Below are 24,445 nucleotides of genomic sequence, written 5' to 3' on the forward strand. Positions count from 1 at the left end.
TGGAAAGGTATTTTTCGGCGCACCGAGAAAATTTTATTTACCTTGAGTAATATTGAAGAAAAATCGTAGAATGGGCTGCGCGCGATTCGCGGCGAGGCGAAATAATAACACGATGAACATCACCGGAGATTATAACAACAATGTTCTTTATGGAACAGAGTATGATGATGTGATCGATGGAGCGTTAGGGAATGACGTTCTGATCGGCAAAGGTGGTAATGATACGTTTCTGGTGAAAGGGGGGCAAGGACCCGATCACTACGACGGCGGTTCGGGGTACGACAAAATTTCGATCGAACAAGTTCCGTGGTACTATAATTACATTTGGCTTGAGATAGCCTCTATGGAAAGCGTCGAGTTAATTGACAATAAAAGTCAACTTGCAGCTTACATTGTAACTGATAATTACCTAAATCTAAATGGAACTGAGCTAAGAGGTATAAATGACATAAGAGGCATGGCTGGCACGCAGTATATAAAGGGAAGTCGACAAAATGATATTATTAAAGGGCTGGATGGCGACGATTTTCTGGAGGGATACATCGGTAATGACACACTCTACGGTGACAATGGGGCGGACGAGATAGTCGGGGGTCGCGGCAACGACGCACTTTACGGTGGGGCTGGTGCTGACAAATTTGTGTTCGACACCGGCCATGGCGCTGACATCATTTACGACTTCGAGGATGGCGTAGACAAAATCCTGTTTCCCGCTGACCTCAGTTACAGCTTCGCTGCCTCTGGCAACGGCACTCTCGTGACCGCTGGGACGACCAGTATACTTTTGTCTGGAGTTTCTTCAGCGTTGATCAGCGCCGACGATTTCGGCACGACTCCTTACAACATATACGGGTAGCATAGATGGCGGCTGTCACGCTATCTGACGCGACAGCCGCCTCGAGATATGCCGCTTGAACCGCCGCTCCCCTTGAATGGATCGGACGGAAGGCCTTTTCTGTCTTGTTTCAGGCAGTCGATGTGAATTTAGGCGCGTGATATTTAATAAGGAAAAATTTATTGCTCGACGTCCGTTGCCCCGTAGTCGACTTCGAGAAGTACTGTGCCCTGATCGTAAAACCTGAGGATATTATTGTCATCCATCTTCATGAATAATTGTCCTGTTGTCTTGTCCCGTGCTTCGAATTTGCCAATGCGGAGTTGGCCATCAGTCCCCTGCGAGACGATTTTGCCGGAAATGTCCGCAACTTCAGCGACGCCCGCCGTCAATGTTGCGATTTTATCCCGAAGTGCTCCAAGAAAGTTCAGATATGACAAATTGCTTTGTTCAATGACATCTCCCCCGCTGGTTCTGCCAGTCGTGTAGGAAAAATCTGATTTAAAATAGTCTTCCATGATGGAAAATATTTTTTCTCCTTCTCGCATTTGTTCCGGCCAGCGATGATAGCCCGGGGTCACGGCGTCGATGGCCTTCTGCGCAGCCTCCTTCCTGGCAAAATCCACCATGATGGCGCGATACTCTGGGTCCTCAATGTCCTCCGGGCGGTCGTAGTACCGCACACCCTGGCTGCTGCCGTGATTCGGGCTCGCCCAGATCTCAGCCGCGCGCAAAGCTGCGTCGCCGATCTTGGCCGCCGCCGCCTTGCTCGCGGCGGTGGTCTCGACGGAGATCGTGTTGACGATCTTGAGGATCGCGGCAGCAGCCTCGTCCGTGTCCTCCGGTCCGATGCCGCCCACGCGGCCGTGAAAGACCGGCCCAGTCGTTTGCAGGAGCGTGGTGATATACGACGCCGGTGTATTGCCGATGCTGGTCATGGCACCTCCTGAACACGGCGCAGGCGCCGGGAACTGCGCAGGCCGATATCGATTTTTGAGTGTATCTCTTGTTTATCCGATTTATTTCCCAGCGGCAATGCCAAGAAGATGTCGGGAATGGACTTTATCTGAAAAGCGATCTTTTATTTTTTTCGGTCGTGATATATTTTATTAACCTATTTCCGCAGGGCAGCCGGCGCCGGAATCCCGAAGCGCCCGCAGGCCGGGCTTGACCCTGCGGCGGCGCCCTTCCATCTCGGACCGGCCGGGACGCGACGGATTCGCGGGGGCGACGGGGGTGAGCCGAGCATGCCGATCCAACGCCGGGCCGCCATCACCCTGGCGGTCGTCGCCCTCGTGGTGTTCCTGCTCTACCAGCTGCGCGACGTGCTGCTGCCCTTCGTGGCCGGCGCGGCGCTCGCCTATGCCCTCGATCCGGTCGCCGACCGGCTGGAGCGGCTCGGGCTCGGGCGGCTCACCGCGACGCTGATCATCCTGGCGACGTTCCTGCTCGGGCTGATCCTGGCCCTGATCCTGGTGGTGCCGCTCGCGGCCAACCAGGTCGCGGCCCTCGTCGCCTCGCTGCCGGCGATGATCGCGAAGCTCCAGGCGATCATTGCCGAGCGGGCCGGGCCCCTGATCGAGCGGGCGGGGGGCCACGGCGCGCTTCAGGAACTGCAATCCTCGGTCGGTAACCTGATGGGGCAGGCGGTGGCCTGGATCCTCGGCTTCCTGCGCTCGCTGTGGTCGGGCAGCCAGGCGGTGGTCGGGATCGTCTCGCTGCTGGTGGTGACGCCCGTGGTGGCGTTCTACCTCCTCGTCGACTGGGACCGGATGATCGCGACCCTCGACCGCTGGGTGCCGCCGCGCCATCGCGCCACCGCCCGGATGCTCGCCCGCGACATCGACGGGGCGATCACCGCCTTCATCCGCGGCCAGACCCTCGTCTGCCTGATCCTCGGCACGTTCTATGCGGTCGGCCTGTGGTGCGTCGGGCTGAATTTCGGCGTGCTGATCGGCCTGATGGCGGGCCTTCTCACCTTCATTCCGTATGTCGGCTCGCTGACCGGCTTCCTGCTCTCCACCGGCGTCGCCCTGGTGCAGTTCTGGCCCGACTGGGTCCCGGTGGTGCTGACGGTCGGGGTGTTCCTGGTCGGCCAGTTCCTCGAGGGCAACGTGCTCCAGCCCAAGCTCGTCGGGGATGCGGTGCGGCTGCACCCGGTCTGGCTGATGTTCGCGCTGCTCGCCTTCGGCTCGCTGTTCGGCTTCCTCGGATTGCTGCTCGCGGTGCCGGTGGCGGCGGCGCTCGGGGTCGTCGCCCGCTTCGCGGTGAAGCGCTACCTCGAAAGCCGGCTCTACCACGACGGCACGCCGATCCTGACCGCCGACGCCACCGTCGCCGCGGTCACGGTGGCGAATCCGGCGCCGCCCGCCATATCGAAGCCCTGAACCCATTGCCGGGACCCCCGACACCGCATGTCCGACCGACCGCGCCAGCTCGCCCTCGACCTGCCCGTCGCGCCCCGCTTCGGCTCCGAGGACTTCCTGGTCAGCCCCTCGAACGAGGGGGCCTATGCCCGCATCGAGGCCTGGCCCGACTGGCCGGACCGGGTCCTCGTGCTCACCGGCCCGCCGGGCAGCGGCAAGAGCCACCTCGCGGCCATCTTCGCCGAGCGGTCGGGCGCCCTGACGGTGCCGGTCGCCGCCGTGACGGCGGCGGCGGTGCCGGATCTGGCGGAGGCCGACGCCCTGGTGATCGAGGATGCCGATCGCGAGGGGGGCCGCGACGAGGCCGCCCTGTTCCACCTCCTCAACCTCGCCCGCGAGCGGTCCTCAAGCGTGGTGGTGACGGCGTCCCGCCCCGTCGAGGCCTGGGGGCTCTCGGTCGCCGACCTGCGCTCGCGCCTGCGGCTGGCGCCCGGCGTCCATCTCGCGCCGCCCGACGAGGCGCTGCTCAAGGTCGTGCTGGTCAAGCTCTTCCTCGACCGCCAGCTCGTCGTCGATACCAGCGTCGTCGACGCCCTGGCCCTGCGCCTCGACCGGTCGCTGGCGCGGGCCCGCGACGTGGTGGCGCTCCTCGACCGCGAGGGCCTGAGCCGGCGCCGGCGCATCACCCGGCCCCTGGCGCTCGCCACCCTGGCGGCCCTGGAAGGGGAGCGGGGGGAGGAGGATCCGGAAGAGGATCCTGGCGACGAGTCCGATCAAGGCTGAGCCCACGGCGCCAGGGCGTGCCCGCGGCGCCACTTGCAAGCACGAACGGCTATCGCCCGCGCCGTTCACGCAAATGTCAAACTGTCCTGTCACCGGGTAAGGCGGGAAGCCGCGACCCGGCGTCGATCCAAGGAGGAACCATCGTGTCGGACACCGCTGCCGGAACCAGTGCTATCCCGGTCCTCGACGAGACCGAGGCGACGCCTGAGACGGGGGAGGGCGCCCGGCGCGACGAGGCCGAGATCCTCGCCGAGTCCAAAACGGCCCCCAAGACGGCGTCCAAGACGGCGTCCACGACCGGGGACGAGGTCGTCGAGGACGCCGCCCGCCAGGCCAGGGCCGATGCGGTCGCGGCCGGCCGGGCCCTGCGCCACGAGCCGGGCCGCTACGTCAACCGCGAGTTATCGTGGCTGCAGTTCAACCGCCGGGTGCTGGAGGAGGCCTCGAATACCGGCCATCCGCTGCTCGAACAGCTGCGCTTCCTGTCGATCTCGGCCAACAACCTCGACGAGTTCTTCATGGTGCGGGTCGCCGGCCTGCACGACCAGGTCCGGGCCGGGCTGACCGCGCCGTCGGCCGACGGCCTGTCGCCGGCCGAGCAACTCGCCCGCATCGACGCCGAGGTCACCGGGCTCGCCGGCGACCAGCAGCGGCGCTGGAGCGAATTGCGCGAGGAACTGCACCACAACGGCATCGACCTCGTCGAGGCGATGGACCTCTCGGCGGAGGAGGCGGCCTGGCTCGAGGATTACTTCCTCCAGCACATCTTCCCCGTCCTGACGCCTCTCGCCATCGACCCGGCCCATCCGTTCCCGTTCATCCCGAATCTCGGCTCGACCATCGCGCTCACCCTGGTGCGCCCGCGCGATGCAAGGGTGCTGCGCGCGCTGATCCGCCTGCCCTCGATTATCGACCGCTTCGTGCGCCTGCCCGATCTCGGCCAGACCGGCACCGCCCGGTTCATCGCCATCGAGCAGGTGATCGTGTTGTTCACCAGCCGCCTGTTCCCGGGCTACCTCGTCAAGGGCCAGGGCGGCTTCCGGGTGGTGCGCGATTCCGACCTCGAGATCGAGGAGGAGGCCGAGGACCTGGTGCGCCACTTCGAGACGGCGTTGAAGCAGCGCCGCCGCGGCGTGGTGATCCGCCTCGAAGTCGTCGCCACCATGCCGGAGGACCTGCGCAACTTCGTCGCCGACGAACTGGAGATCGCCAACGACGCGGTGTTCGTGGTCGAGGGGATGCTCGCCCTCAACGAACTCTCGCAGATCGTCGGCATCGACCGGCCGGACCTGAAGTTCAAGCCCTACAACCCGCGCTTCCCCGAGCGCATCCGCGAGAGCGGCGGCGATTGCTTCGCGGCGATCCGCCAGAAGGACTTCATCGTCCACCACCCCTACGAATCGTTCGATTCGGTGGTGCAGTTCCTGTCCCAGGCCGCCCGCGACCCGAACGTGGTGGCGATCAAGCAGACGCTCTACCGTACCTCCTCCAACTCCCCGATCGTCGCGGCTCTCGCCGAGGCGGCGGAGGCCGGCAAGTCGGTGACGGCCCTCGTCGAGCTGAAGGCGCGCTTCGACGAGGAGGCCAACATCCGCTGGGCCCGCAACCTCGAGAAGGCCGGCGCGCAAGTCGTGTTCGGCTTCATCGAGCTGAAGACCCACGCCAAGCTCTCGATGGTGGTGCGCCGCGAGGGCGACCGCCTTGTGAGCTACTGCCATGTCGGCACCGGCAACTACCACCCGATCACGGCGCGCATCTATACGGACCTGTCGTTCTTCACCGCCGATCCGGTGATCGGCCGCGATGTGTCGCGGATCTTCAACTTCATCACCGGCTATGCCGAGCCGGCGGAGCTGGAGCGGATGGCGGTCTCGCCGCTGACCCTGAAGAAGCGCCTTCTGGAGCACATCGCCGAGGAAATCGCGCACGCGAAGGCCGGGCGGCCGGCGGCGATCTGGATCAAGTGCAACTCGCTGGTCGACACCCAGATCATCGACGCGCTCTACGACGCGAGCGAGGCGGGCGTCGCGATCGACTGCGTGGTGCGCGGCATCTGCTGCCTCCGGCCCGGGGTGCCGGGCCTGTCCGAAAACATCCGGGTCAAGTCGATCGTCGGGCGCTTCCTGGAGCACGGCCGGGTCTACGCCTTCGGCAACGGCGTCGGCCTGCCCCACCCCAAGGCGCGGGTCTACATCTCGTCGGCGGACCTGATGAGCCGCAACCTCGACCGCAGGGTGGAGGCGATGCTGCCGATCCTCAACCCGACGGTGCACCAGCAGGTGCTCGACCAGATCATGATGGCGAATCTCCTCGACAACCAGCAGAGCTGGCGTGTACTGGCGTCCGGCGCGAGCGAGCGGATCGGGCCCGCCGAGGGCGAGGAACCCTTCAACGCGCACAAGTATTTCATGACCAACCCGAGCCTGTCGGGGCGCGGGAAGGCATCGAAGAAATCGAGTCCGCGCGCCCTCAGCCGGCGCGCCCAGCGCGCCTGATACGAGGTCCCAGGCCGGTCCCGGGGTCCCTGTCCGTCGGGCGGCGCTCCCGTGATGAGGACCTGGATGGGCCTGGATCAGACCGCCCTCAACGAAGCCGCACTCGCCCGGATCGAGCCAGGCAGCCCCGTCGCCATCATCGATATCGGGTCGAACTCCGTCCGGCTGGTCGCCTATTCGGGCATCAGCCGGGCACCGACCCCGCTCTACAACGAGAAGGTCCTGTGCGGCCTCGGCCGCAACGTGCTCTCCACCGGCCGCCTCAACGAGGAGGCGGTGCGCCGCGCCCTCCAGGCGCTCGCCCGGTTCCGGGTCCTGTGCGAGACCATGCATGTCGGCCAGGTCTTCGTGCTGGCCACCGCCGCCGCCCGCGACGCCGAGAACGGCCCGGCCTTCCTGGAGGCGGCGCGGGCCGCCTGCGGCCACCCGATCGAGCTCCTGTCGGGCCGGCGCGAGGCGGAGCTGTCGGCCTACGGCGTCATCTCGGGGTTCCACGCGCCGGACGGCGTGGTGGGCGATCTCGGCGGCGGCAGCCTCGAACTCGTCGATTTGCGCGGCTCGGCGGTCGGCAGCGGCGTGACCATGCCGCTGGGCGGGCTGGCCCTTCAGGATCTCAGCGGCGGCTCGCTCAAGAAAGCCCGCAAGATCGCGGCCGAAGCGCTGAAGAAAGCGGGCCCGCAGCTCGACACGCTCAAGGGCCGCACCTTCTACGCCGTCGGCGGCACCTGGCGGGCGCTGGCCCGCCTGCACCAGGCGGCGCGGGATTATCGCCTGCACGTCATGCACGGCTACACCATCGAGCCGAACGACGAGCTGTCGTTCCTTCAGGTCGTCGAGCAATCCGACGCCGCGACGCTCGCCGCCGTCGAGAGCGTGTCGGAAGCGCGCCGCCCGCTGCTCGCCTATGGGGCGGTGGTGCTGGAGGAGCTGATCCGCTCCGGGCGCCCGCGGGAGATCGCGATCTCGGCCACCGGCGTGCGCGAGGGCCTGCTCTACGAGAAGCTCGACGACGCGGCGCGGGCCCGCGACCCGTTGCTGCTGGCGGCGGCCGAGCTCAACCGCCTGCGCTGCCGCAGCCCCGGCCACGGCCCCGAATTGCAGGCCTGGACCGACGCCTTCATGGCGAGCCTGTCGACGCCCGAGACCGCCGACGAGCGCCGGCTTCGCCACGCCGCGTGCCTCCTCGCCGACGTCAACTGGCGCACCCATCCGGATTACCGCGGCGAGCAGAGCCTCAACGTCATCGCCCACGCCTCCTTCGTCGGCATCGACCATCCGGGCCGGGCCTATCTGGCCGTCGCGGTGTTCTTCCGCCACGAGGGCGTCGCCCCCGAGAAGGCGAGCCCGCTCCTGCGCCAGCTCGCCGGCCCGCGCCTGTTCGAGCAGGCGCGGCTGCTCGGCGCCGTCCTGCGCGTCGCCTTCCCGGTCTCGGTGGCGATGGAGGGCGTCCTGCCGCGCACGCCGCTGGCGATGCGCGACGGCGCGGTCGTCCTGACGCTTCCGCACGCCCTGCGGGATCTGGCCAGCGACCGGCTGTCGAACCGCCTGCGCGGCCTCGGGCGGCTCCTCGGGGTCGAGGCGCGGATCGAGATCGAGGGGTAGGGGGATCGCGGGGTTCGGCCGGCCGGGAATCTCCGCTAAGGTTCCCGCGCCTGTCCCCGAGCCCGGATTCCATGGACCAGACCCCTTCGCCGACCCCGATCGCCATCGACGATTTCCTGAAGCTCGACGTGCGGGTCGGCACGATCGTCGAGGCGGCGCCGATCCCGGAGGCGCGCCGCCCGGCCTACCGCCTCGTCATCGATCTCGGCGCCGCGCTCGGCTTGAAGAAATCCTCCGCCCAGGTGACGGTGCACTACACGCCCGAGACCCTGGTCGGCCGGCAGGTGCTCTGCGTCGTCAACCTGCCGCCGCGCCAGGTCGGCCCGGTGCGCTCCGAGGTTCTGACCCTCGGCGTGCCGGATGCGGAGGGCGCGGTGGTGCTGATCGCGCCCGAGCGGCCGGTGCCGAATGGCGGGCGGTTGTACTGACCCTCCGACTGACCTCCAGGAGATCGACCACACCATGACATCCAGCCACGGTCCCGGTTCCAACCATGGTCCCTTGCGGGTCGGCATCGGCGGCCCGGTCGGGTCGGGCAAGACCGCCTTGATGGAGGGCCTGTGCAAGGCCCTGCGCGAGCGCTACGACCTCTGCGCCATCACCAACGACATCTACACCAAGGAGGATGCGCGCCTCCTCACGGTGGCTGGAGCTCTTCCCGAGGAGCGGATCATGGGCGTCGAGACCGGCGGCTGTCCGCATACCGCGATCCGCGAGGACGCCTCGATCAACCTGGCGGCGGTGGCGGAGATGCGCCGGCGCTTCCCCGCCCTCGATCTCGTCCTGCTCGAATCCGGCGGCGACAATCTCGCCGCCACCTTCTCGCCGGAACTCGCCGACTTGACGATCTACGTCATCGACGTGGCCGGCGGCGAGAAGATCCCGCGCAAGGGGGGCCCCGGCATCACCCGCTCGGACCTTCTCGTCATCAACAAGACCGATCTCGCGCCCCTCGTCGGCGCCGATCTCAAGGTGATGGAGGAGGACACCAAGCGCATGCGGGGCACGCGTCCCTACGTCTTCGCCTCCTTGCGCCACGGCGACGGCGTCGCGGCGGTGGCGCGCTTCGTGGTGGAGGCCGGGGGGCTTTAGTGCTCCTCGACCTCCTGCACTGGGTCGCCCAGCCCGCGTCGCTTACGGCGCGGCGCCTCGGCTACGCCGGCGACAGCGTGCGGCTCGCCTCGCGCTCCCGGCGCTGCCGCGCGGCCTGGGCGCCGCATCTGGCGGCGGCGCAAGACGCGGTGCGGGCGGCGATGCGCGACCTGCCCCGGCGCGACACCGTCGTCGTGCTGGGCTCCGGCCTTCTCGACGACGTGCCGATCGACGATCTGGCCGCCACGTTCCGGCGGGTGGTGCTGGTCGATGCGGTGCATCCCTGGCGCGGCCGCTGGCGGGCGCGGCGCTTTGCCAACGTCTCGCGCCTCGTCCACGACCTGAGCGGCACGCGCGACCTGCTGCTCGGCCGTGGCGAGACCTTCGGGCCGATGCTGCCGCCTCTCTGCCGGGAGGCCGACCTCGTGGTCTCGGCCAACCTCCTGTCGCAACTGCCGATCCTGCCGGTGGCCCGGCTCGAGGCGGCGGGCCGGCTCGGGCCGTTCACCGACCCGGAGGCCTTCGGGGGCCTCATCGTGGCGGCCCATCTCGATGCCCTGGCGGGGCTATCGGCGCAGGTCTGCCTCGTCACCGACCGCGACGAGACCGAAGAGGACCGGGACGGGCGGGTCCTGGAGCGGATCGACCTCCTCTACGGCGTCGATCCGGGGCCGGCGGTGCGGGGGTGGGACTGGGTCCTGGCGCCGTTCGGCGAGGAGGCGCGGGACCGGCGCCTGGTGCATCGCGTCGGGGCTTACCCGGATTGGCGGCCGGCGGCATGACATGACGGCATGACGGCGCGGGGCCGGCACGGCTTCGCGCCGGGCGGCGAGGTGTCTAGTGTCAGGCTCCTGGCGGATGAGGGCTGTTCGGGGAAAAGGATGGCGCGGGTATTCCCCTCTCCCCGCGGGCGGGGAGAGGCCTGAGCCCCCCTTGTCGGGGGCGAAGGAAGCGCAGGCGCAGCCGGAGCGAGGGTGAGGGGGTGGCGCCGAAAAAGGCTCCTTCGGCAATACCCCCTCACCCTCGCCCTACGGGCTCGCTGCTCCCCCTGGACGGGGGATCAGCCCTCTCCCCGCCCGCGGGGAGAGGAGATTGCCCGCGCCATTCCGCGTCCCTGGCAGCCCCGTGGTGCATGGGCGGAGGACCACGACGATGACCCGCGACAGCGGCCCGGCCATCTCGGCCGAGGCGCCGGCCGAGGCCCCGGGAGAAGCCCATTGGCGGCGCAACCTCGCGGTGTGCGTGTTCGGCTCGTTCACGACGCTCGTGGCGATGACGCTGCTGCTGCCGTTCCTGCCGCTCTACGTCGAGGAACTCGGGGTCAAGGACCAGGCGGCGATCGTGCAATGGTCCGGCGTGGCCTTCGGGGCGACCTTCTTCAGCGCCGCCCTGGTGGCGCCGCTCTGGGGCCGGCTCGCCGACCTCTACGGCCGCAAGCTGATGCTGATCCGCGCGAGCCTCGGCATGGCGGTGGCGATGTCGCTGATCGGGCTCGCCGAGACCGTCTGGCAGCTCGTGGCCCTGCGGCTGCTGGCGGGGTTCCTGGGCGGCTACGCCTCGGGCTCGACGGTGCTGGTGGCGACGCAGACGCCGAAGGCGCGCTCGGCCTGGGCGCTCGGCACGCTGGGCTCCGGGATCATGGCGGGCAACCTCGTCGGGCCGCTCGTCGGCGGGGTGCTGCCGCCGCTGATCGGCATCCGCGCCACCTTCCTGGCCGCCGGCGCGGTGATCTTCGTGGCCTTCCTGGCGACGCTGTTGCTGATCCGCGAGGAGCCGCGCCCGCCGAAATCCGCCCGCAAAGGCGGCGGGTTCTCCAGCATCCCCGACAAGCGCCCGGCCCTCGCCATGCTGGCGACCGGCATGCTGCTGATGCTGGCGGTGATGTCGGTCGAGCCGATCATCACCGTCTACGTCGCCGAGCTGGCCGCCGATCCCGCCCGCGTCACCCTGGTCGCCGGGCTCGCCATGTCGGCGACCGCCTTGGGCAGCATCCTGTCGGCGCCGCGGCTCGGGCGGCTCGCCGACCGGATCGGGCCCTGGACCGTCATCACCGGGAGCTTGACCGCTTCGGCCCTGCTCCTGGTGCCGCAGGCCCTGGTGACGAGCGAATGGCAGCTCGTCGCCCTGCGCTTCCTGATGGGGCTGGCCTTGGGCGGGCTCCTGCCCTGCATCGCCAGCGTGATCCGCCATTCCGTGCCCGACCGGGTGGCCGGAACGATGCTGGGCTATTCCACCTCGTCGCAATATGTCGGGCAGGTGGTGGGGCCGCTCATGGGCGGCTTCGTCGGCGGGCATGTCGGCATGCGGGCGGTCTTCCTCGGCACGGCCGTGCTGATGGCCTTGGGGGCCGCCGGGACCGCCCTGGCGCGACCGAAGGGGATGAGAGCGTGAGCGAATTCGGGTTCGAACGGCGGATGATCGAGATCGGCGACCCGTCCGGCGGGTGCCTCGCCGCCCTGGAATTCGGGCCGGCCGAACAACCCCTCGCCGGCCTCCTGCTGCACGCCAACGGCTTCAACGCCCGCACCTACCGCAGCCTGCTCGAACCGCTGACAGACCTGCACGTCCTCGCCTACGACCATCGCGGCCACGGCCGCAGCACCCTGCCGGCGGAGCCCGAGGGGCGAACCGACTGGTGGGACGTCACGAACGACCTCATCGCGCTCCTCGACCGGCTCGATGCACCGCCCCTCGTGCTGATCGGCCACTCGATGGGCGGCACCGCCTCGCTGCTGGCCGCCGCCGAGCGGCCGGAGCGGATCCGCCGCCTCGTGCTCCTCGACCCGGTGATCCAGCCGCCGGAGCGCCGCGGCGAGGGCCATGCCGGCCTCGCCGAGGGAGCCCTGCGGCGGCGCAGCGAGTTCCCGTCCCGGGAGGCGGCGCTCGCCGCCTATCGCGGGCGCGGCGCGTTCCGCACCTGGCCGGAGGCGCCGCTCGCCGATTACGTGGCCGATGGGTTCCGGGATGGCCCGAGCGGCGTGACGCTGGCCTGCACCGGGGCCTGGGAGGCGTCGAGCTACAGGGCGCAAGGCCACGATCCATGGGCGGCGCTCGACCGCCTGTCCTGCTCGGCCGAGATCCTGCGGGCCGAGACCGGCAGCACCTGCGCGCTGGCCGAGAGCCGGGGCGCCGTCGAGGTCGAGACGGTGCCGGGCACCACCCATTTCCTGCCCTTCGAGGCGCCCGAGCGGGTCCGGGTCGCGATCCGGCGCGCCCTCGCCTGATCCGAAAGGCGGGGGCGCGGCTTACCTCTTTCGAGGGATGACGGGCGCCCCGACAATCCCCCATCGCGCAGATAGCTCCCGGCTGTCCCGGCGGCCCAATGTCGACCGGACGGGACGGCGCGGCTTTCCGCGGAGATCCGCCCGCTCGAGCCGGAGGGGCGCGTCATGAGATTCTGGCTCGGTCTGTCGGGATGCCTGGCGCTGGCGGGGGCCGGCGCGGCGCTGACGATGGAGGGAAATCCGCCCGCGGCGGGGCCGGTGCCGGCGGCGCAGCCGCGCGCGGCCACGGCCTGGACCGATGTCAGCGAGGCCGACCGGGCCGGTGTGCCGCGCCAGATGCAGGCGCGCGTCATCCTGGCCCGCCAAGCGGGCGATTGGGCCCGCCAAGCGGGCGATTCGGCCAGGCAAGCGAGCGATCCGCCGGGCCCGGCAGGCGATCAGTCCAGCGCGACGCCGAAACCCGTCGAGCCCGCGCGAACGGCCCCGGACATCCGGGCCGTCGAGGAGGCCCGGCAGCGGGCCGAGGCGCGGGTGCGGCGGGCGGAGGCCGAGGCGGATTTGGCCCGTCGACGCCTGGAGCAGGAGGAGGCCCGCGCCAACGCCCTGTCGGACGCCGCGATGGCGGCGCGCCGCGACCTGATCGCCGCCCGGGCCGAGGTCGAGGAGCTGCGGGCGCGGACGGCCGAACCGGTCGGTTCGACGGTCCATACCCAGGCGATCCATGCCCAGGCGATCCATGCCCAGGCGATCCATGACCAGGCGGCGGCCGCTGCCGACGAGGCTCGCCTGGCCGCGGAGAAGACCGCCGATGCGAGCCGGCAGGCGCTGGCGGAGGAGCGGGAACGGTCCGAGCAGCTGGCGGGTGCGCTCGCCGAGGCACGCCGCCGCGTCGCCGTGCTGGAGACGGCCGCCGAGGCCGCGCAGGTCGCCCATCAGGCCCAGGCGCAGAATGCGGCGCGGGAGCGTGCGATGATGCGGGCGGGCCTGCGCCGCCTCGCCGTCGCCCTGCGGGCCGCTCAGGTGGCCCAGTCGGAGGCCGCCGCCCGCGAGGTGCAGGCCGCCGGTGCCCGCGACCGGGCCGAGCAGGGACGGCTCGCCGCGGAGCGGACGACCGCCGAGACGCGCGGGCGCCTCGATCGCCTGAAGGCCGGCCGCGACCGCGACGCGGAGGCCTCCATCGACACGGCGCCGCAACGGCCGTCGCTGGTGCTCCAGACCCGCCCCGGCCCGGCGCCGCGGGGAGGGGCCGCCTGGACCGCACCGCGGCCGACGGCTGCGCCGGACACGCTCGACGAGGAGCGGCTGCTGGTCCAGGCCGCCGCCCTGCTCGGGCGCGGCGACATCAGCGGGGCGCGGCTCTTCCTCACCCTCGGCGTGCGGAGCGGCAGCGCCCGGGCGACCGCGCTCCTTGCCGAGACCTACGATCCCGACAGGCTTGCCGCCCTGCAGGTCCGCGGCCTGCGCGGCGACCCCGAGACGGCGAGCGCCCTGTACCGCCAGGCCCAGCAGAATCGGGGAGGCCGACAGCCGGATCTCGCGAGTCGCGATCCCGCGGCGACGCCGCCGGCCGGCCTCGGGCCGCAGGGACCGGCGGGCTGGACCAGCCCGGTCCGCCAGGCCGGCCTGCCGGGGCCCTTCGTGCCGCCCCTGGCCGCCCCATGGGGCGGCGAGTGATCTGAAGGGGAGAGACCGCATGACCCGCCGCGCCGCGCTCTGGTTCGCCCTCCTGCTGCCCTGGACCGGCCCGGAGGCCGACGCACAACCTGTCGCCGATCCCCCGCTCAGCCCGACGCCCGCGCCCGCCCGGCCGGCTCGGGCCGCTCCCCCGAAGCCGCGGGTGCAGGTCTCCGCCCCGCGGGAGAGCGCCGAGGACGTGGCGCTCGGCAGCCACCTCAACGCCAACACCGTGGCGGTGATCTCCGGCACCCCCGGCGGCACCTACTTTCGCATGGCGAGCGACCTCGCCTTCGTGCTCGACGGCGTCAAGGACCTGCGGGTGCTGCCGGTGATGGGCAAGGGCGCGGGGCAGAACGCCTACGACCTGCGCTACCTGCGCGGGATCGACATCGCCTTCGTGCGTACCGACTCCCTCGACCAGTTGCGTAAGGACAAGCGGGTCGGCAACGCCCAGTCGCACATCGCCTATATCGCCCGGCTGTTCAACGACGAGCTGCATGTCGTCGCCGGGCGCGACGTCACCGACATCCGCCAGCTCGCCGGCCGCAAGGTGAGCTTCGACGTGCGCGGCAGCGGCACCGACGTGTCGGGCCGCGCGATGTTCGCCGGGATCGGGCTGGCCGTCGACGCGGTCAACGTCGACCAGCCGAAGGCGCTCGCCATGCTGGAGCGGGGCGAACTCGCGGCCGTCGTCTCGGTGGCGGCCAAGCCCGTGGCGGTGCTGGCCGAATTCCAGGCCGGCGACCGCTTCCACCTGCTCGACGTGCCCTTCGCCGGCGGTGTCGCCGAGAGCTACATGCCGGCGGAACTGACCCATGCCGATTACCCGCTCCTCGCCCCGGAGGGGAGTGCCGTGCGCACGCTCGCGGTCGGCACCATCCTGGCGGCCTATAACTGGCCGAAGGGCAGCGAGCGCTACAATCGCATCGCCCGTTTCGTCGACGCATTCTTCAGCCAGTACGACGCCTTCCTCAAGGCGCCCCGGCATCCGAAATGGCGTGAGGTGAACCTCACCGCCGAGGTCGCCGATTGGCCCCGCTTCCCGGCGGCCCGGGACTGGCTGGAGCACCGCATCGCCCCGGCCCCGCGGGTCGCGGCGGCGCCCGGCGAGGTGGCGCAGTTCTTAGGCCAGCGCCGGGGGGCGGGCGAGGTCGACCGGGACCAATTGTATCAGGAGTTCCTGAAGTGGCGGGATGAGCGGGGGCGGTGAGGGAATCCTCATCAAGCTCGTCGGCGTATCCTACCCTCGACCTCATCCTGAGATGTCGGTTCATCGAAGATGGACCGACCTCGAAGGAGGGCTCCAGATGCCGCTGCGATCCCTGGAACCCTCCTTCGAGGTCAGCCGATCGAAGATCGGCTGATACGAAATCCGGAAGAACACTTCCGGATTTCGTATCACCAGCCCGCGCGGCGCGTGAGCGAAGCCGATTTCCGCATCGCGAAGCGATCAGTCGGAAATCGTATGACACCTCAGGATGAGGTTCTGAGCGGGATGGAATAAAGGTTCCTTCCGCGCCCCTTTGGAGGCCGGTAGAGATCGAAACGAAGACGGCGCCGCCCTCTTGCGAGACCGGCGCCGTCTTCTTCGCGAACCCGCTCCCCCTCAGAGCGGCCGCTTCAACGTCCGCGCCACGAGTCCCAGAATGCCCTCGCGGAACACCAGCACGCAGACCACGAACACCACGCCCTGGATGATCGTCACCCAGGCGCCGAACTGCGCCAGGTAGTTCTCCATCGCGATGATGACGAAGGAGCCGAGGATCGGGCCGAAGACGGTGCCCATGCCGCCGACCAGCGTCATCAGCACCACCTCGCCCGACATCGACCAGTGCACGTCGGTGAGCGAGGCGAGCTGGAACACGATCGCCTTGGTCGAGCCGGCCAGCCCCGCCAGCGTCGTCGAGAGCACGAAGACCGCGAGCTTGTACTGGTTGGCCCGGTAGCCGAGCGAGATCGCCCGGGGCTCGTTGTCGCGGATCGCCTTCAGCACCTGGCCGAAGGGCGAGTGGATGATGCGGTAGATCAGCAGGAGGCCGAGGAAGAAGATCACCGCGACGAGGCCGTAGAGCGCCCGGTCGTCGGCGAGGCTGATGATTCCGAACAGGTTGCCGCGCGGCACCGCCTGGATGCCGTCCTCGCCGCCGGTGAACTTCGCCTGCAGCGAGAAGAAGAACACCATCTGGGCGAGCGCCAGGGTGATCATCGAGAAGTAGATGCCTTGGCGCCGGATGGCGAGCGCGCCGAAGACGAGGCCGAGAAGCGCCGCCATCAGGGTGCCGCCGAGGATCGCGAGTTCCGGCGTCAGGCCCCAGTTCTTCGCGGTGTAGGCGGTGACGTAGCTCGCCATGCCGAAATAGGCGGCGTGGCCGAAGGACAAAAGGCCGCCGTAGCCGAGCAGCAGGTTGAAGGCCAGCGCGAACAGCGCGAAGCACAGCACCTTCATCAGGAAGACGGGATACAGGATGAAGGGCAGCACCGCGAGCAGGACCGCGATGACGACGAAGACGAGGCGATGGAACGCCTTGGCGTCCCGGCCCTCGGGCAGGGCGGTGGCGATCGGGGAGGCGTCGGTGGACGCCGCGGCGGAGGACATCGTGGGGGATCCTTCAGGCGAGGCGGGTCAGGCGGTGCGGCCGAACAGGCCGGCGGGCTTCACCAGCAGCACCAGCACCATGATGACGAAGATCACGGTCGAGGAGGCTTCCGGGTAGAACACCTTGGTCAGGCCCTCGACCAGCCCGAGGCTGAAGCCGGTGATGATCGAGCCGAGGATCGACCCCATGCCGCCGATCACCACGACCGCGAAGACCACGATGATGATGTCGGCGCCCATGTTCGGGTTCACCGAATAGACCGGTGCGGCGAGAACGCCCGCGAAGGCGGCGAGCGCCACGCCGAAGCCGTAGGTCAGCGTCAGCAGCAGGGGCACGTTGACGCCGAAGGCCTGGACCAGGGTCGGGTTCTCGGTGGCCGCGCGCAGGTAGGCGCCGAGCTTGGTCTTCTCGATGACGAGCCAGGTTGCGATGCAGACGACGAGCGAGGCGACGACGACCCAGCCGCGGTAGTTCGGCAGGAACATGAAGGGCAGGCGCTGGCCGCCCGAGAGCTCCGAGGGGATCGCGTAGGGCAGGCCCGACACGCCGTACTCGTTGCGGAACAGGCCCTGGATGATCAGCGCCAGGCCGAAGGTGAGGAGCAGGCCGTAGAGGTGATCGAGCTTGTAGAGCCGCGAGATCAGCAGCCGCTCCAGGATCACCCCGAACAGGCCGACGATGATCGGCGCGAGCAGCAGCGCCCACCAGTAGCCGAGACCGGCATAGTTCAGCAGCATCCAGGCGACGAAGGCGCCCATCATGTACTGCGCGCCGTGGGTGAAGTTGATGATGTTCAACAGGCCGAAGATGATCGCCAGCCCGAGCGACAGGATGGCGTAGAACGAGCCGTTGATGAGGCCGAGCAGGAGCTGGCCGAAGAGCGCCTGCATGGGGACGCCGAGGATCGTTGGCATGGGGTCTGGCGACTCGCGTGGGGACCGGGCCTGATTCGGATGGGCCGGCGGCGCTCGTCGAGCGCCGCCGGAAAGGAGCGTCGTACGACTTCCGATCGATCGCTTCGCGATGCGGAAGTCGGCTTCGCTCAAGTGCCGCGCGGGCTGGTCATACGCTATCCGGAAGGGATCTTCCGGATAGCGTATCAGCTCTTGTTCACCAGCGGGCAATTGCCCTGGTTGAGCGGGCGGAACGCCTCGTTGCCGGGGATCGTCGCCAGGGTCTTGTAGAGGTCCCACGGACCCTTCGACTCGGCCGGCTTCTTGACCTCGAACAGGTACATGTCGTGGATCGTGCGGCCGTCGGGGCGGATGTTGCCCTTGCCGAAGAGCGGATCGTCGGTCGGGATCTCCTTCATCTTGGCGACGACCTTTCCGCCGTCCGAGGCCGACTTCAGCGCCTCGACCGCCTTCAGGTAGTGCAGCACGCTGGCATAGACGCCGGCCTGCACGGCGGTGGGCTTCTTGCCGCCGGCCTGCTTGGCGAAGCGGTCGGAGAAGGCGCGGGTGCCGTCGTTGAGGTCCCAGTAGAACGGCTCGGTCAGCACCAGCCCCTGCGCCACCTTCGGGGTGAGCGCATGGATGTCGGACGAGAAGATCAGCAGGCCGGCGATGGCCTGGCCGCCCTCGGTGATGCCGAACTCCGCCGCCTGCTTGATGGCGTTGATGGTGTCGCCGCCGGCGTTCGCCAGCCCGATCACCTTGGCGCCGGACCCTTGGGCCTGGAGCAGGAAGGACGAGAAGTCGGCGGTCGGGAACGGCGTCTTGACCGCGCCGACCACCTTGCCGCCGTTCTTGGTCACCACCTCGGTGGTGTCGCGCTGCAGCGCCTGGCCGAAGGCGTAATCGGCGGTGAGGAAGAACCAGGTGGTGCCGCCGCGCTTGACCATGGCGCCGCCGGTGCCGTTCGCCAGCGCCACCGTGTCGTAGGTCCAGTGGACGGTGTTCGGCGAGCATTGCGGACCGGTGAGATCCGCGGTGCCGGCGCCCGAATTGATGAAGGCCTTGTTCTTCTCGCGGGTGACCTGGTTGATGGCGAGCGCCACCGAGGAGGTCGGCACGTCGAAGATCGCGTCGACGCCGTCGCGGTCGTACCATTGCCGGGCGATCGAGGCGCCGACATCCGGCTTGTTCTGGTGGTCGGCGGCGACGATCTCGACCTTCAGGCCCTTCTCGGCGGCCTTGAAGTCCTCCACCGCCAACCGGGCGGCGGCGACCGAGCCCTCGCCCGAGATGTCGGCATAGACGCCCGAGCGGTCGTTCAACACGCCGATCTTGACCGGGGTCTGCGCGAGCGCCTGGCCGGCGGCAACGGCGCAGAGCGCGCTGGCGAGCAACAACCGTTTCAGCATCGACTATCCTCCCTGGTGGCGCCGCCCGCACGCGGCGGCATTCGTCTCGAAATCCGGGCGGGCCTGTGATGCCCGCCTCTCGTCATTGCAGGACGTCCCGGCCCTCGTTCAGGGCCGCGCGCCCTCGTTCGGCGCCGCCGTCTCGGCCTGCGCGGCCTTGGTGACGAGCGGGCAGCCGCCCTGGTCGAGGGGCCGGAAGGCCTCCGCGCCGGGGATCGTCGCCAGCGTCCGGTAGAGATCCCACTCGCCCTTGGATTCGGACGGCTTCTTGACCTCGAACAGGTACATGTCGTGGATCTTGCGGCCGTCCGACCGGATACTGCCCTTGCCGAACAGCGGATCGTCGGTCGGCAGTTCCTTCATCTTCGCCACGACCCGGCGCCCGTCATCGGCCTTGCGCAGGGCCGCCACGGCCTTGAGGTAGTGCAGCACCCCGGCATAGACCCCGGCCTGGGCGGCGGTGGGCTTGCGGCCCCCGAACCGGCGGGCGAAGCGGTCCGAGAAGGCGCGGGTGCCCTCGTTGAGGTCCCAGTAGAACGGCTCGGTCAGGACCAGCCCCTGCGCCACCTTCGGGGTGAGGGAGTGGATGTCGGAGGAGAAGATCAGCAGGCCGGCCAGCGCCTGGCCGCCCTCGGTCACCTTCAGCCGCGCCGCCTCGCGCACTGCCCCGATCGTGTCGCCGCCGGCATTGGCGAGGCCGATCACCTTGGCGCCCGAGCCTTGCGCCTGGCGTAAGGACGGCGCGAAATCCGCCGCCGGGAACGGCGTCTTGACGCTGCCCAGCACCCTGCCGCCTTTGCGCAGGATGAGCGCCGTGGTGTCGCGCTGCACCGCCTCGCCGAAGGCGTAGTCGGCGGTGACGAAGAACCAGGTGTCGCCGCCGCGCTTGACCATGGCGCCGCCGGTGCCGTTGGCGAGCGCCACGGTGTCGAAGGTCCAATGGACGGTGTTGGGCGAGCAATCCGGCCCGGTGAGGTCGGCGGTACCGGCGCCCGAATCGACGAAGACCTTGTTCCGCTCGCGGGTGACCTGGTGGACGGCGAGCGCCACCGAGGAGGTCGGCACGTCGAAGATCGCGTCCACCCCCTCCCGGTCGTACCAGGCCCGGGCGAGCGCCGCGCCGACGGCGGGCTTGTTCTGGTGGTCGCCGGCCACGACCTCGACCGCGAGGTCGTGGCCTTGCGGGCGGAAATCCTCCACCGCCATGCGGGCGGCGACGACCGAGCCCTCGCCCGAGATGTCGGCATAGACGCCCGAGCGATCGTTCAGCACGCCGATCTTCACCGGGGCGCCGGCAACAGCCGCCACGCTCGAAGCGAGGCCCGCCAGCAGGGCCGTGAGGAGGACCCGCGCCCGCATCACACGCCGAGATAGGTGTGGAGCTTGTCGATGTTGGCGTCGAGTTCGCTGTTGGGGATCATGTCGATCACCCGGCCCTGCTCGACCACGAAGTGCCGGTCGGCCACGGTCTGGGCGAAGCGGAAGTTCTGCTCCACCAGGATGATCGTGTAGCCCTCGGATTTCAGCCGGGCGATGGTCCGGCCGATCTGCTGCACGATGACCGGTGCCAGGCCCTCGGTCGGCTCGTCGAGCAGGATCAGCTTGGCGCCGGTGCGCAGGATGCGGCCGATGGCGAGCATCTGCTGCTCGCCGCCCGACAGCTTGGTGCCCTGGCTGCCCGAGCGCTCCTTGAGGTTCGGGAACAGGGTGTAAATCTGCTCCACCGTCATCCCGCCGGGCTTCACCCGCGGCGGCAGCATCAGGTTCTCGTAGACCGACAGGCTCGAGAAGATGCCGCGCTCCTCCGGCACGTAGCCCAAGCCCAGCTTCGCGATGTTGCGCGAGGCCATGGCGATGGTCTCGGTGCCGTCGTAGCGGATCGAGCCCTTGCGCTTAGCCAAGATGCCGATGATGGCGCGCAAGGTGGTGGTCTTGCCGGCGCCGTTGCGGCCGAGCAGCGTCACCACCTCGCCGGGCTTCACGTCGAAGGAGATGCCGTGCAGCACGTGGCTCTCGCCGTACCAGCCCTCCAACCCCTGCACGGCCAGCAGCGGGGCGGCGCTCGCGCTGCCTGCGGGGACCGGCTTCGTCATCACCGCCTCAGCCATGACCGGCTCCGATATAGGCCTCAATCACGCGGGGATCCTTCGACACGGTGGCGTAGTCGCCCTCCGCCAGCACCTGGCCGCGCGCCAGCACGGTGATGCGGTCGGAGAGCGAGGCGACGACCGACAGGTTGTGCTCGACCATCAGGATGGTGCGGTTCGCCGAGACCCGGCGGATCAGCGCCGCAGTCCGGTCGACGTCCTCGTGGCCCATGCCGGCCATCGGCTCGTCGAGGAGCAGCATCTCGGGCTCCAGCGCCAGGGTGGTGGCGATCTCGAGCGCGCGCTTGCGGCCGTAGGAGAGTTCCACCGCCGGAATGTCGGCGAACTCGCTGAGGCCCACCGCCTCGACCAGCTCCAGGGCTTCCTGGTTCAGCGCCCGCAGCACCGTCTCGGAGCGCCAGAAGTCGAACGAGTCGCCGCGCTTGCGCCGCTGCAGGGCGATGCGGACATTCTCCTTGACGGTCAGGTGCGGGAAGACCGCCGAGATCTGGAACGAGCGGACCAGGCCGAGCCGGGCCACGTCCGCCGGCTTCATGCCGGTGATGTCGCGGCCGTTATAGCGGATCGAGCCCGCCGACGGCACCAGGAACTTCGTCAGCAGGTTGAAGCAGGTGGTCTTTCCGGCGCCGTTCGGGCCGATCAGCGCGTGGATCGTGCCGCGCTGCACCTCGAGCGTCACGCCGTTCACGGCGCGAAAGCCCTTGAACTCCTTGGTCAGTCCCTCGGTGGACAGGACGATGTCCCGGCCCTCGGCACCCGCTCGGGCGCGTCCCTCGGCGTGGGTGGTCGGTTGAGCCATGTCGGCGCGTCACCCCTGCGTTTCCTCACTCGCGCTTATGCGCGTATCGCATAGCGAAACAGCATGCCGCGAATGGAGTGTCAACGGGTTCGCGCCGGCCCGGCACGGGGAGTTCCGGGCTTGTCAGTGCTTAATTCACGGCCGGTCGCGGTGTGCGTGCCGGTTCGAGCACGGCTCGCGCGGCACGGGTAAGGGGCCGTTCGACGGTGCGGTGCAGCAGGATCGCCGCGAGGCTGGCGAGGACCAGCATCAGCACCGCCAGAATGCCGGGCCCGGTCAGGGCCGCGAGGCCCGTCGCCTCGGCGGCGATGCGCACGCCCCGTACGACGAAGGGATGAGCCAGATAGAGGGCATAGGACGCGTCTCCCAGTACGATGGCCGGCCGGAGCCGGCGTCCCGCCCCGCCCGCCGGCCCGAGCGCGACAGCCGCGACGAGGAGCAAGGCGGGCCCGCCCCAGGCGAGGCAGCGGGGAAGGGCGGGCGCCTCGCCGGCCAGCGATAGAAGGGCGAGTCCCGCGACGGCGAGCGCGAGACGGGCGGGGCCCGGCAATCGCAACCCCTCCTGCCGCGCCAGGGCGAGGCCGGCGCCGCAGGCGAATTCGAGCACGATCGGGTCGCTCCAGAACGCCAGCGGCACCGGCCATGGCCCAGGAAGCTGCCCGCTGAGCACGAGGCCGGCGAGCAGCGCGAGAACGCCGAGCACCGCGCCGCGCCGGCCGAGCGGCAGCGCGAGGGCGAAGAGTGCGTAGAACGCCATCTCGTAGTTGAGCGTCCAGCCGAGCGAGTACAGCGGCTGCACCGCGCCGTCGGTCCGGGCCATCGGCCAGAACAGGTAGGAGGCCACTAGATAGCCCGGTCCCTCGGTCCCGGCGCCGAGGAGGCCCGGCCTCGCAAAGGCGAGGGCGAGGACGAGCGTGGTGGCGAGCCAGTAGAGCGGCACCACCCGGGCGATCCGATGCGCGAGGAAGATCCGTCTCGGACGTGCCCGCCCGTGCAGGGGGGCTGAGGCGTGCACGATGATGAAGCCGGAGATGACGAAGAACACGTCGACCCCCGCCGGCCAGGGCAGCCACGCCGCCGGGACGAAGGAAAGTCCCGCCCGGGCGGCGAGGCCCGCGACCTCGAACTGCGCGTGGCCGGCCGCGACCATCAGGGCGGCGAGCGCCCGCAAGGCCTGGATCAGCGGCAGGGGAGCGGGGCGTGTCACGAGGGGTCGATCACGTCGCTGTTTCGCGCCCGGACGGTCCGGGGCGTCGAGGTCCGTCATACCGGAGCGGGCTGCCTTCCGGCCAGGGGCGGGCCGTGACGATGATGACGCAAAGGCGGGAACAATGTTCGCGAAAGCTCGTTGTCCGCACCGAAAGCGTCCTGCCAAGCCGCTCGGAACGAATGGCTCGATATTCGGTCGTTGACCGGACCCGACGCTCAAGAACAGAATTTCAGGAGATCACCGATGAAGACGCTCGTTGCCCTGACCGGTCTTGCCGTTGCGCTCGCCACCCCCGCCTTCGCGCAGCAGGTCGGCGATTTCAACCAGTTCCGCTCGATGGCGCTGATGTCGAACGCGTTCGAGGTCAAGTCGAGCCAGATCGCCCTCGAGAAGTCGCGCAACCCGCGCATCCGCACCTATGCCCGCGAGATGATCCGCGACCACCGTGCCGCCAACGTCGCACTGCTCGGCGGCCGTGAGAACGTGGCCCGCGGCACCGGCGCCGGCATCGGCGGCCTGATCGAGGCGCCCTTCGCCATCGCGGGCGGCGCGGTCGGCGCGGCCACCGGCGCGGCGGCGGGCGTCGTCGGCGGCACGCTCCAGGGCGGCCCGGTCGGCGGCCTCGAGGGTCTCGGTGCGGGTGCGGCCCGCGGCGCGCAGGTCGGTGCCAACGCGGTCGATTTCGACGGCGACGTGACCACCACGGCGGCCACCCGCGCCATCCCGCTCGGCCCGCAGCAGCAGGCGATGCTCGCCGAGCTCGCCGACACCCCGGCCGGCCCGGCCTTCGACCGGACCTATGCCCGCATGCAGGTCCAGGCCCACGGCATGACCGTCGCCAGCTACCAGGCCTACGCCCAGTCGGGCCCGAATCCGGCCCTGCGCGCCTACGTCCAGCAGGCGCTGCCGGTGATGGAGCAGCACCTGGCGATGGCCCAGCGTCTGCCGGGCGCGCGCTAAGACCGGCGATCCGGTGAGGTAACGAAGCGGCGGGCCGGAAGGCCCGCCGTTTCCGTTCGCGTCACGCGGGTATGTGCGCGGCCTTCGGAAATGGCGGCGCCAAAGCACCGAAAGATTCGGTGTCGCCGATTGATTGACGTAGCGGCCGGGCCTATCTTCGGCGGGTGAGGGCTCGCGGGTGGCGGCCCGCGAGCCCTCTTGTCAGTGGTTCAGCTCACTACATGAGCCCGATCGTGATGGTCAGAGACCATCCGGTCGGGCTTTTCGTGATGGTGATGGTGAGTATCGGAAAACCGTTCACATCCGTCACCTCCTTCCCGGCCATGCCTGCTCAGCCCTTTCGGGTTTCGACGGCGGCCGGCGAATGCCGCCGTACACCCACGCGCCATGGG

21 protein-coding genes are annotated in these 24,445 nt (G+C 69.3%); 13 read left to right on the forward strand and 8 right to left on the reverse strand.

Annotated features, from left to right (window positions below):
• Window positions 1-112 precede the first annotated feature (112 nt).
• Window positions 113-856 (forward strand): calcium-binding protein, encoded by a 744-nt coding sequence (locus AC3AOF_RS19630; protein WP_488346253.1) that lies wholly within the window; start codon window positions 113-115, stop codon window positions 854-856.
• 158 nt (window positions 857-1,014) lie between these two features.
• Here AC3AOF_RS19630 and AC3AOF_RS19635 read toward each other — a convergent pair whose 3' ends face one another.
• A complete protein-coding gene (locus tag AC3AOF_RS19635; RefSeq protein WP_488346254.1) occupies window positions 1,015-1,773 on the reverse strand; it encodes a hypothetical protein in 759 nt (252 codons plus the stop codon).
• Between the two features lie 309 nt (window positions 1,774-2,082).
• On the opposite strand from AC3AOF_RS19635, the gene AC3AOF_RS19640 reads away from it, so the two are divergent.
• The 11 genes from AC3AOF_RS19640 (at window position 2,083) to AC3AOF_RS19690 (ending at window position 15,284) form a co-directional block, all read left to right on the forward strand.
• Entirely contained in the window at window positions 2,083-3,222 is a 1,140-nt protein-coding gene (locus AC3AOF_RS19640) for an AI-2E family transporter (protein WP_488346255.1), read from the forward strand.
• A gap of 27 nt (window positions 3,223-3,249) precedes the next feature.
• Entirely contained in the window at window positions 3,250-3,984 is a 735-nt protein-coding gene (locus tag AC3AOF_RS19645) for a P-loop NTPase family protein (protein WP_488346256.1), read from the forward strand.
• 242 nt (window positions 3,985-4,226) lie between these two features.
• Window positions 4,227-6,479 (forward strand): RNA degradosome polyphosphate kinase, encoded by a 2,253-nt coding sequence (locus tag AC3AOF_RS19650; protein WP_488349019.1) that lies wholly within the window; start codon window positions 4,227-4,229, stop codon window positions 6,477-6,479.
• A gap of 66 nt (window positions 6,480-6,545) precedes the next feature.
• The gene (gene ppx, locus AC3AOF_RS19655; RefSeq protein WP_236989283.1) at window positions 6,546-8,081 is read left to right on the forward strand and encodes an exopolyphosphatase; all 1,536 of its coding nucleotides are present in this window, start codon (window positions 6,546-6,548) and stop codon (window positions 8,079-8,081) included.
• A gap of 71 nt (window positions 8,082-8,152) precedes the next feature.
• Entirely contained in the window at window positions 8,153-8,509 is a 357-nt protein-coding gene (locus AC3AOF_RS19660; RefSeq protein WP_236989282.1) for a tRNA-binding protein, read from the forward strand.
• A gap of 34 nt (window positions 8,510-8,543) precedes the next feature.
• On the forward strand, window positions 8,544-9,173 hold the full coding sequence (ureG, locus tag AC3AOF_RS19665) for an urease accessory protein UreG (protein ID WP_236989281.1): 630 nt from the start codon (window positions 8,544-8,546) through the stop codon (window positions 9,171-9,173).
• Window positions 9,173-9,955: a hypothetical protein gene (locus AC3AOF_RS19670; protein ID WP_236989280.1), complete on the forward strand. Its 783-nt coding sequence runs from the start codon at window positions 9,173-9,175 to the stop codon at window positions 9,953-9,955. Before ureG ends, AC3AOF_RS19670 begins: the two co-directional genes overlap by 1 nt.
• 370 nt (window positions 9,956-10,325) lie before the next feature.
• Window positions 10,326-11,564 carry an MFS transporter gene (locus AC3AOF_RS19675; RefSeq protein ID WP_488346257.1) on the forward strand — a complete coding sequence of 413 codons (1,239 nt, stop codon included), beginning with the start codon at window positions 10,326-10,328 and terminating at the stop codon, window positions 11,562-11,564.
• Window positions 11,561-12,397 (forward strand): alpha/beta fold hydrolase, encoded by an 837-nt coding sequence (locus AC3AOF_RS19680; RefSeq protein ID WP_488346258.1) that lies wholly within the window; start codon window positions 11,561-11,563, stop codon window positions 12,395-12,397. Before AC3AOF_RS19675 ends, AC3AOF_RS19680 begins: the two co-directional genes overlap by 4 nt.
• Window positions 12,398-12,562: 165 nt before the next feature.
• Window positions 12,563-14,071: a coiled-coil domain-containing protein gene (locus AC3AOF_RS19685; protein WP_488346259.1), complete on the forward strand. Its 1,509-nt coding sequence runs from the start codon at window positions 12,563-12,565 to the stop codon at window positions 14,069-14,071.
• A gap of 19 nt (window positions 14,072-14,090) precedes the next feature.
• The gene (locus AC3AOF_RS19690; protein ID WP_488346260.1) at window positions 14,091-15,284 is read left to right on the forward strand and encodes a TAXI family TRAP transporter solute-binding subunit; all 1,194 of its coding nucleotides are present in this window, start codon (window positions 14,091-14,093) and stop codon (window positions 15,282-15,284) included.
• A gap of 396 nt (window positions 15,285-15,680) precedes the next feature.
• Here AC3AOF_RS19690 and AC3AOF_RS19695 read toward each other — a convergent pair whose 3' ends face one another.
• From AC3AOF_RS19695 to AC3AOF_RS19725, 7 genes are all read right to left on the reverse strand, one after another.
• Window positions 15,681-16,670 (reverse strand): branched-chain amino acid ABC transporter permease, encoded by a 990-nt coding sequence (locus tag AC3AOF_RS19695; RefSeq protein WP_236989275.1) that lies wholly within the window; start codon window positions 16,668-16,670, stop codon window positions 15,681-15,683.
• 27 nt (window positions 16,671-16,697) lie between these two features.
• Window positions 16,698-17,585, reverse strand: coding sequence for a branched-chain amino acid ABC transporter permease (locus AC3AOF_RS19700; RefSeq protein ID WP_048426114.1), 888 nt, complete (start codon window positions 17,583-17,585; stop codon window positions 16,698-16,700).
• A gap of 185 nt (window positions 17,586-17,770) precedes the next feature.
• A complete protein-coding gene (locus AC3AOF_RS19705) occupies window positions 17,771-18,976 on the reverse strand; it encodes an ABC transporter substrate-binding protein (protein WP_488346261.1) in 1,206 nt (401 codons plus the stop codon).
• Window positions 18,977-19,084: 108 nt separating this feature from the next.
• The gene (locus AC3AOF_RS19710; RefSeq protein ID WP_488346262.1) at window positions 19,085-20,335 is read right to left on the reverse strand and encodes an ABC transporter substrate-binding protein; all 1,251 of its coding nucleotides are present in this window, start codon (window positions 20,333-20,335) and stop codon (window positions 19,085-19,087) included.
• Window positions 20,335-21,084, reverse strand: a complete 750-nt coding sequence (locus AC3AOF_RS19715; protein WP_236989272.1) for an ABC transporter ATP-binding protein — start codon at window positions 21,082-21,084, stop codon at window positions 20,335-20,337. The genes AC3AOF_RS19710 and AC3AOF_RS19715 overlap by 1 nt, the downstream gene beginning before the upstream one ends.
• Complete coding sequence (locus tag AC3AOF_RS19720) at window positions 21,077-21,883, reverse strand: ABC transporter ATP-binding protein (RefSeq protein WP_236989271.1); 807 nt, start codon at window positions 21,881-21,883, stop codon at window positions 21,077-21,079. Before AC3AOF_RS19720 ends, AC3AOF_RS19715 begins: the two co-directional genes overlap by 8 nt.
• 130 nt (window positions 21,884-22,013) lie before the next feature.
• The gene (locus tag AC3AOF_RS19725) at window positions 22,014-23,090 is read right to left on the reverse strand and encodes an acyltransferase family protein (RefSeq protein WP_488346263.1); all 1,077 of its coding nucleotides are present in this window, start codon (window positions 23,088-23,090) and stop codon (window positions 22,014-22,016) included.
• 246 nt (window positions 23,091-23,336) lie between these two features.
• Here AC3AOF_RS19725 and AC3AOF_RS19730 point away from each other — a divergent pair, with 246 nt between their 5' ends.
• The gene (locus AC3AOF_RS19730; RefSeq protein ID WP_236989269.1) at window positions 23,337-24,053 is read left to right on the forward strand and encodes a DUF4142 domain-containing protein; all 717 of its coding nucleotides are present in this window, start codon (window positions 23,337-23,339) and stop codon (window positions 24,051-24,053) included.
• Window positions 24,054-24,445 lie beyond the last annotated feature (392 nt).

It is taken from the genome of Methylobacterium sp. 142-1Y (genome assembly GCF_057747795.1).

Excerpts from the sequence above, each read along its gene's own strand:
- AC3AOF_RS19630 (WP_488346253.1), top strand. The coding sequence starts at position 113 with ATGAACATCACCGGAGATTATAACAACAATGTTCTTTATGGAACAGAG.
- AC3AOF_RS19635 (WP_488346254.1), bottom strand. The coding sequence starts at position 1,773 with ATGACCAGCATCGGCAATACACCGGCGTCGTATATCACCACGCTCCTG.
- AC3AOF_RS19640 (WP_488346255.1), top strand. The coding sequence starts at position 2,083 with ATGCCGATCCAACGCCGGGCCGCCATCACCCTGGCGGTCGTCGCCCTC.
- AC3AOF_RS19645 (WP_488346256.1), top strand. The coding sequence starts at position 3,250 with ATGTCCGACCGACCGCGCCAGCTCGCCCTCGACCTGCCCGTCGCGCCC.
- ppx (WP_236989283.1), top strand. The coding sequence starts at position 6,546 with ATGGGCCTGGATCAGACCGCCCTCAACGAAGCCGCACTCGCCCGGATC.
- AC3AOF_RS19660 (WP_236989282.1), top strand. The coding sequence starts at position 8,153 with ATGGACCAGACCCCTTCGCCGACCCCGATCGCCATCGACGATTTCCTG.
- ureG (WP_236989281.1), top strand. The coding sequence starts at position 8,544 with ATGACATCCAGCCACGGTCCCGGTTCCAACCATGGTCCCTTGCGGGTC.
- AC3AOF_RS19675 (WP_488346257.1), top strand. The coding sequence starts at position 10,326 with ATGACCCGCGACAGCGGCCCGGCCATCTCGGCCGAGGCGCCGGCCGAG.
- AC3AOF_RS19685 (WP_488346259.1), top strand. The coding sequence starts at position 12,563 with ATGAGATTCTGGCTCGGTCTGTCGGGATGCCTGGCGCTGGCGGGGGCC.
- AC3AOF_RS19690 (WP_488346260.1), top strand. The coding sequence starts at position 14,091 with ATGACCCGCCGCGCCGCGCTCTGGTTCGCCCTCCTGCTGCCCTGGACC.
- AC3AOF_RS19695 (WP_236989275.1), bottom strand. The coding sequence starts at position 16,670 with ATGTCCTCCGCCGCGGCGTCCACCGACGCCTCCCCGATCGCCACCGCC.
- AC3AOF_RS19700 (WP_048426114.1), bottom strand. The coding sequence starts at position 17,585 with ATGCCAACGATCCTCGGCGTCCCCATGCAGGCGCTCTTCGGCCAGCTC.
- AC3AOF_RS19705 (WP_488346261.1), bottom strand. The coding sequence starts at position 18,976 with ATGCTGAAACGGTTGTTGCTCGCCAGCGCGCTCTGCGCCGTTGCCGCC.
- AC3AOF_RS19710 (WP_488346262.1), bottom strand. The coding sequence starts at position 20,335 with ATGCGGGCGCGGGTCCTCCTCACGGCCCTGCTGGCGGGCCTCGCTTCG.
- AC3AOF_RS19715 (WP_236989272.1), bottom strand. The coding sequence starts at position 21,084 with ATGGCTGAGGCGGTGATGACGAAGCCGGTCCCCGCAGGCAGCGCGAGC.
- AC3AOF_RS19720 (WP_236989271.1), bottom strand. The coding sequence starts at position 21,883 with ATGGCTCAACCGACCACCCACGCCGAGGGACGCGCCCGAGCGGGTGCC.
- AC3AOF_RS19730 (WP_236989269.1), top strand. The coding sequence starts at position 23,337 with ATGAAGACGCTCGTTGCCCTGACCGGTCTTGCCGTTGCGCTCGCCACC.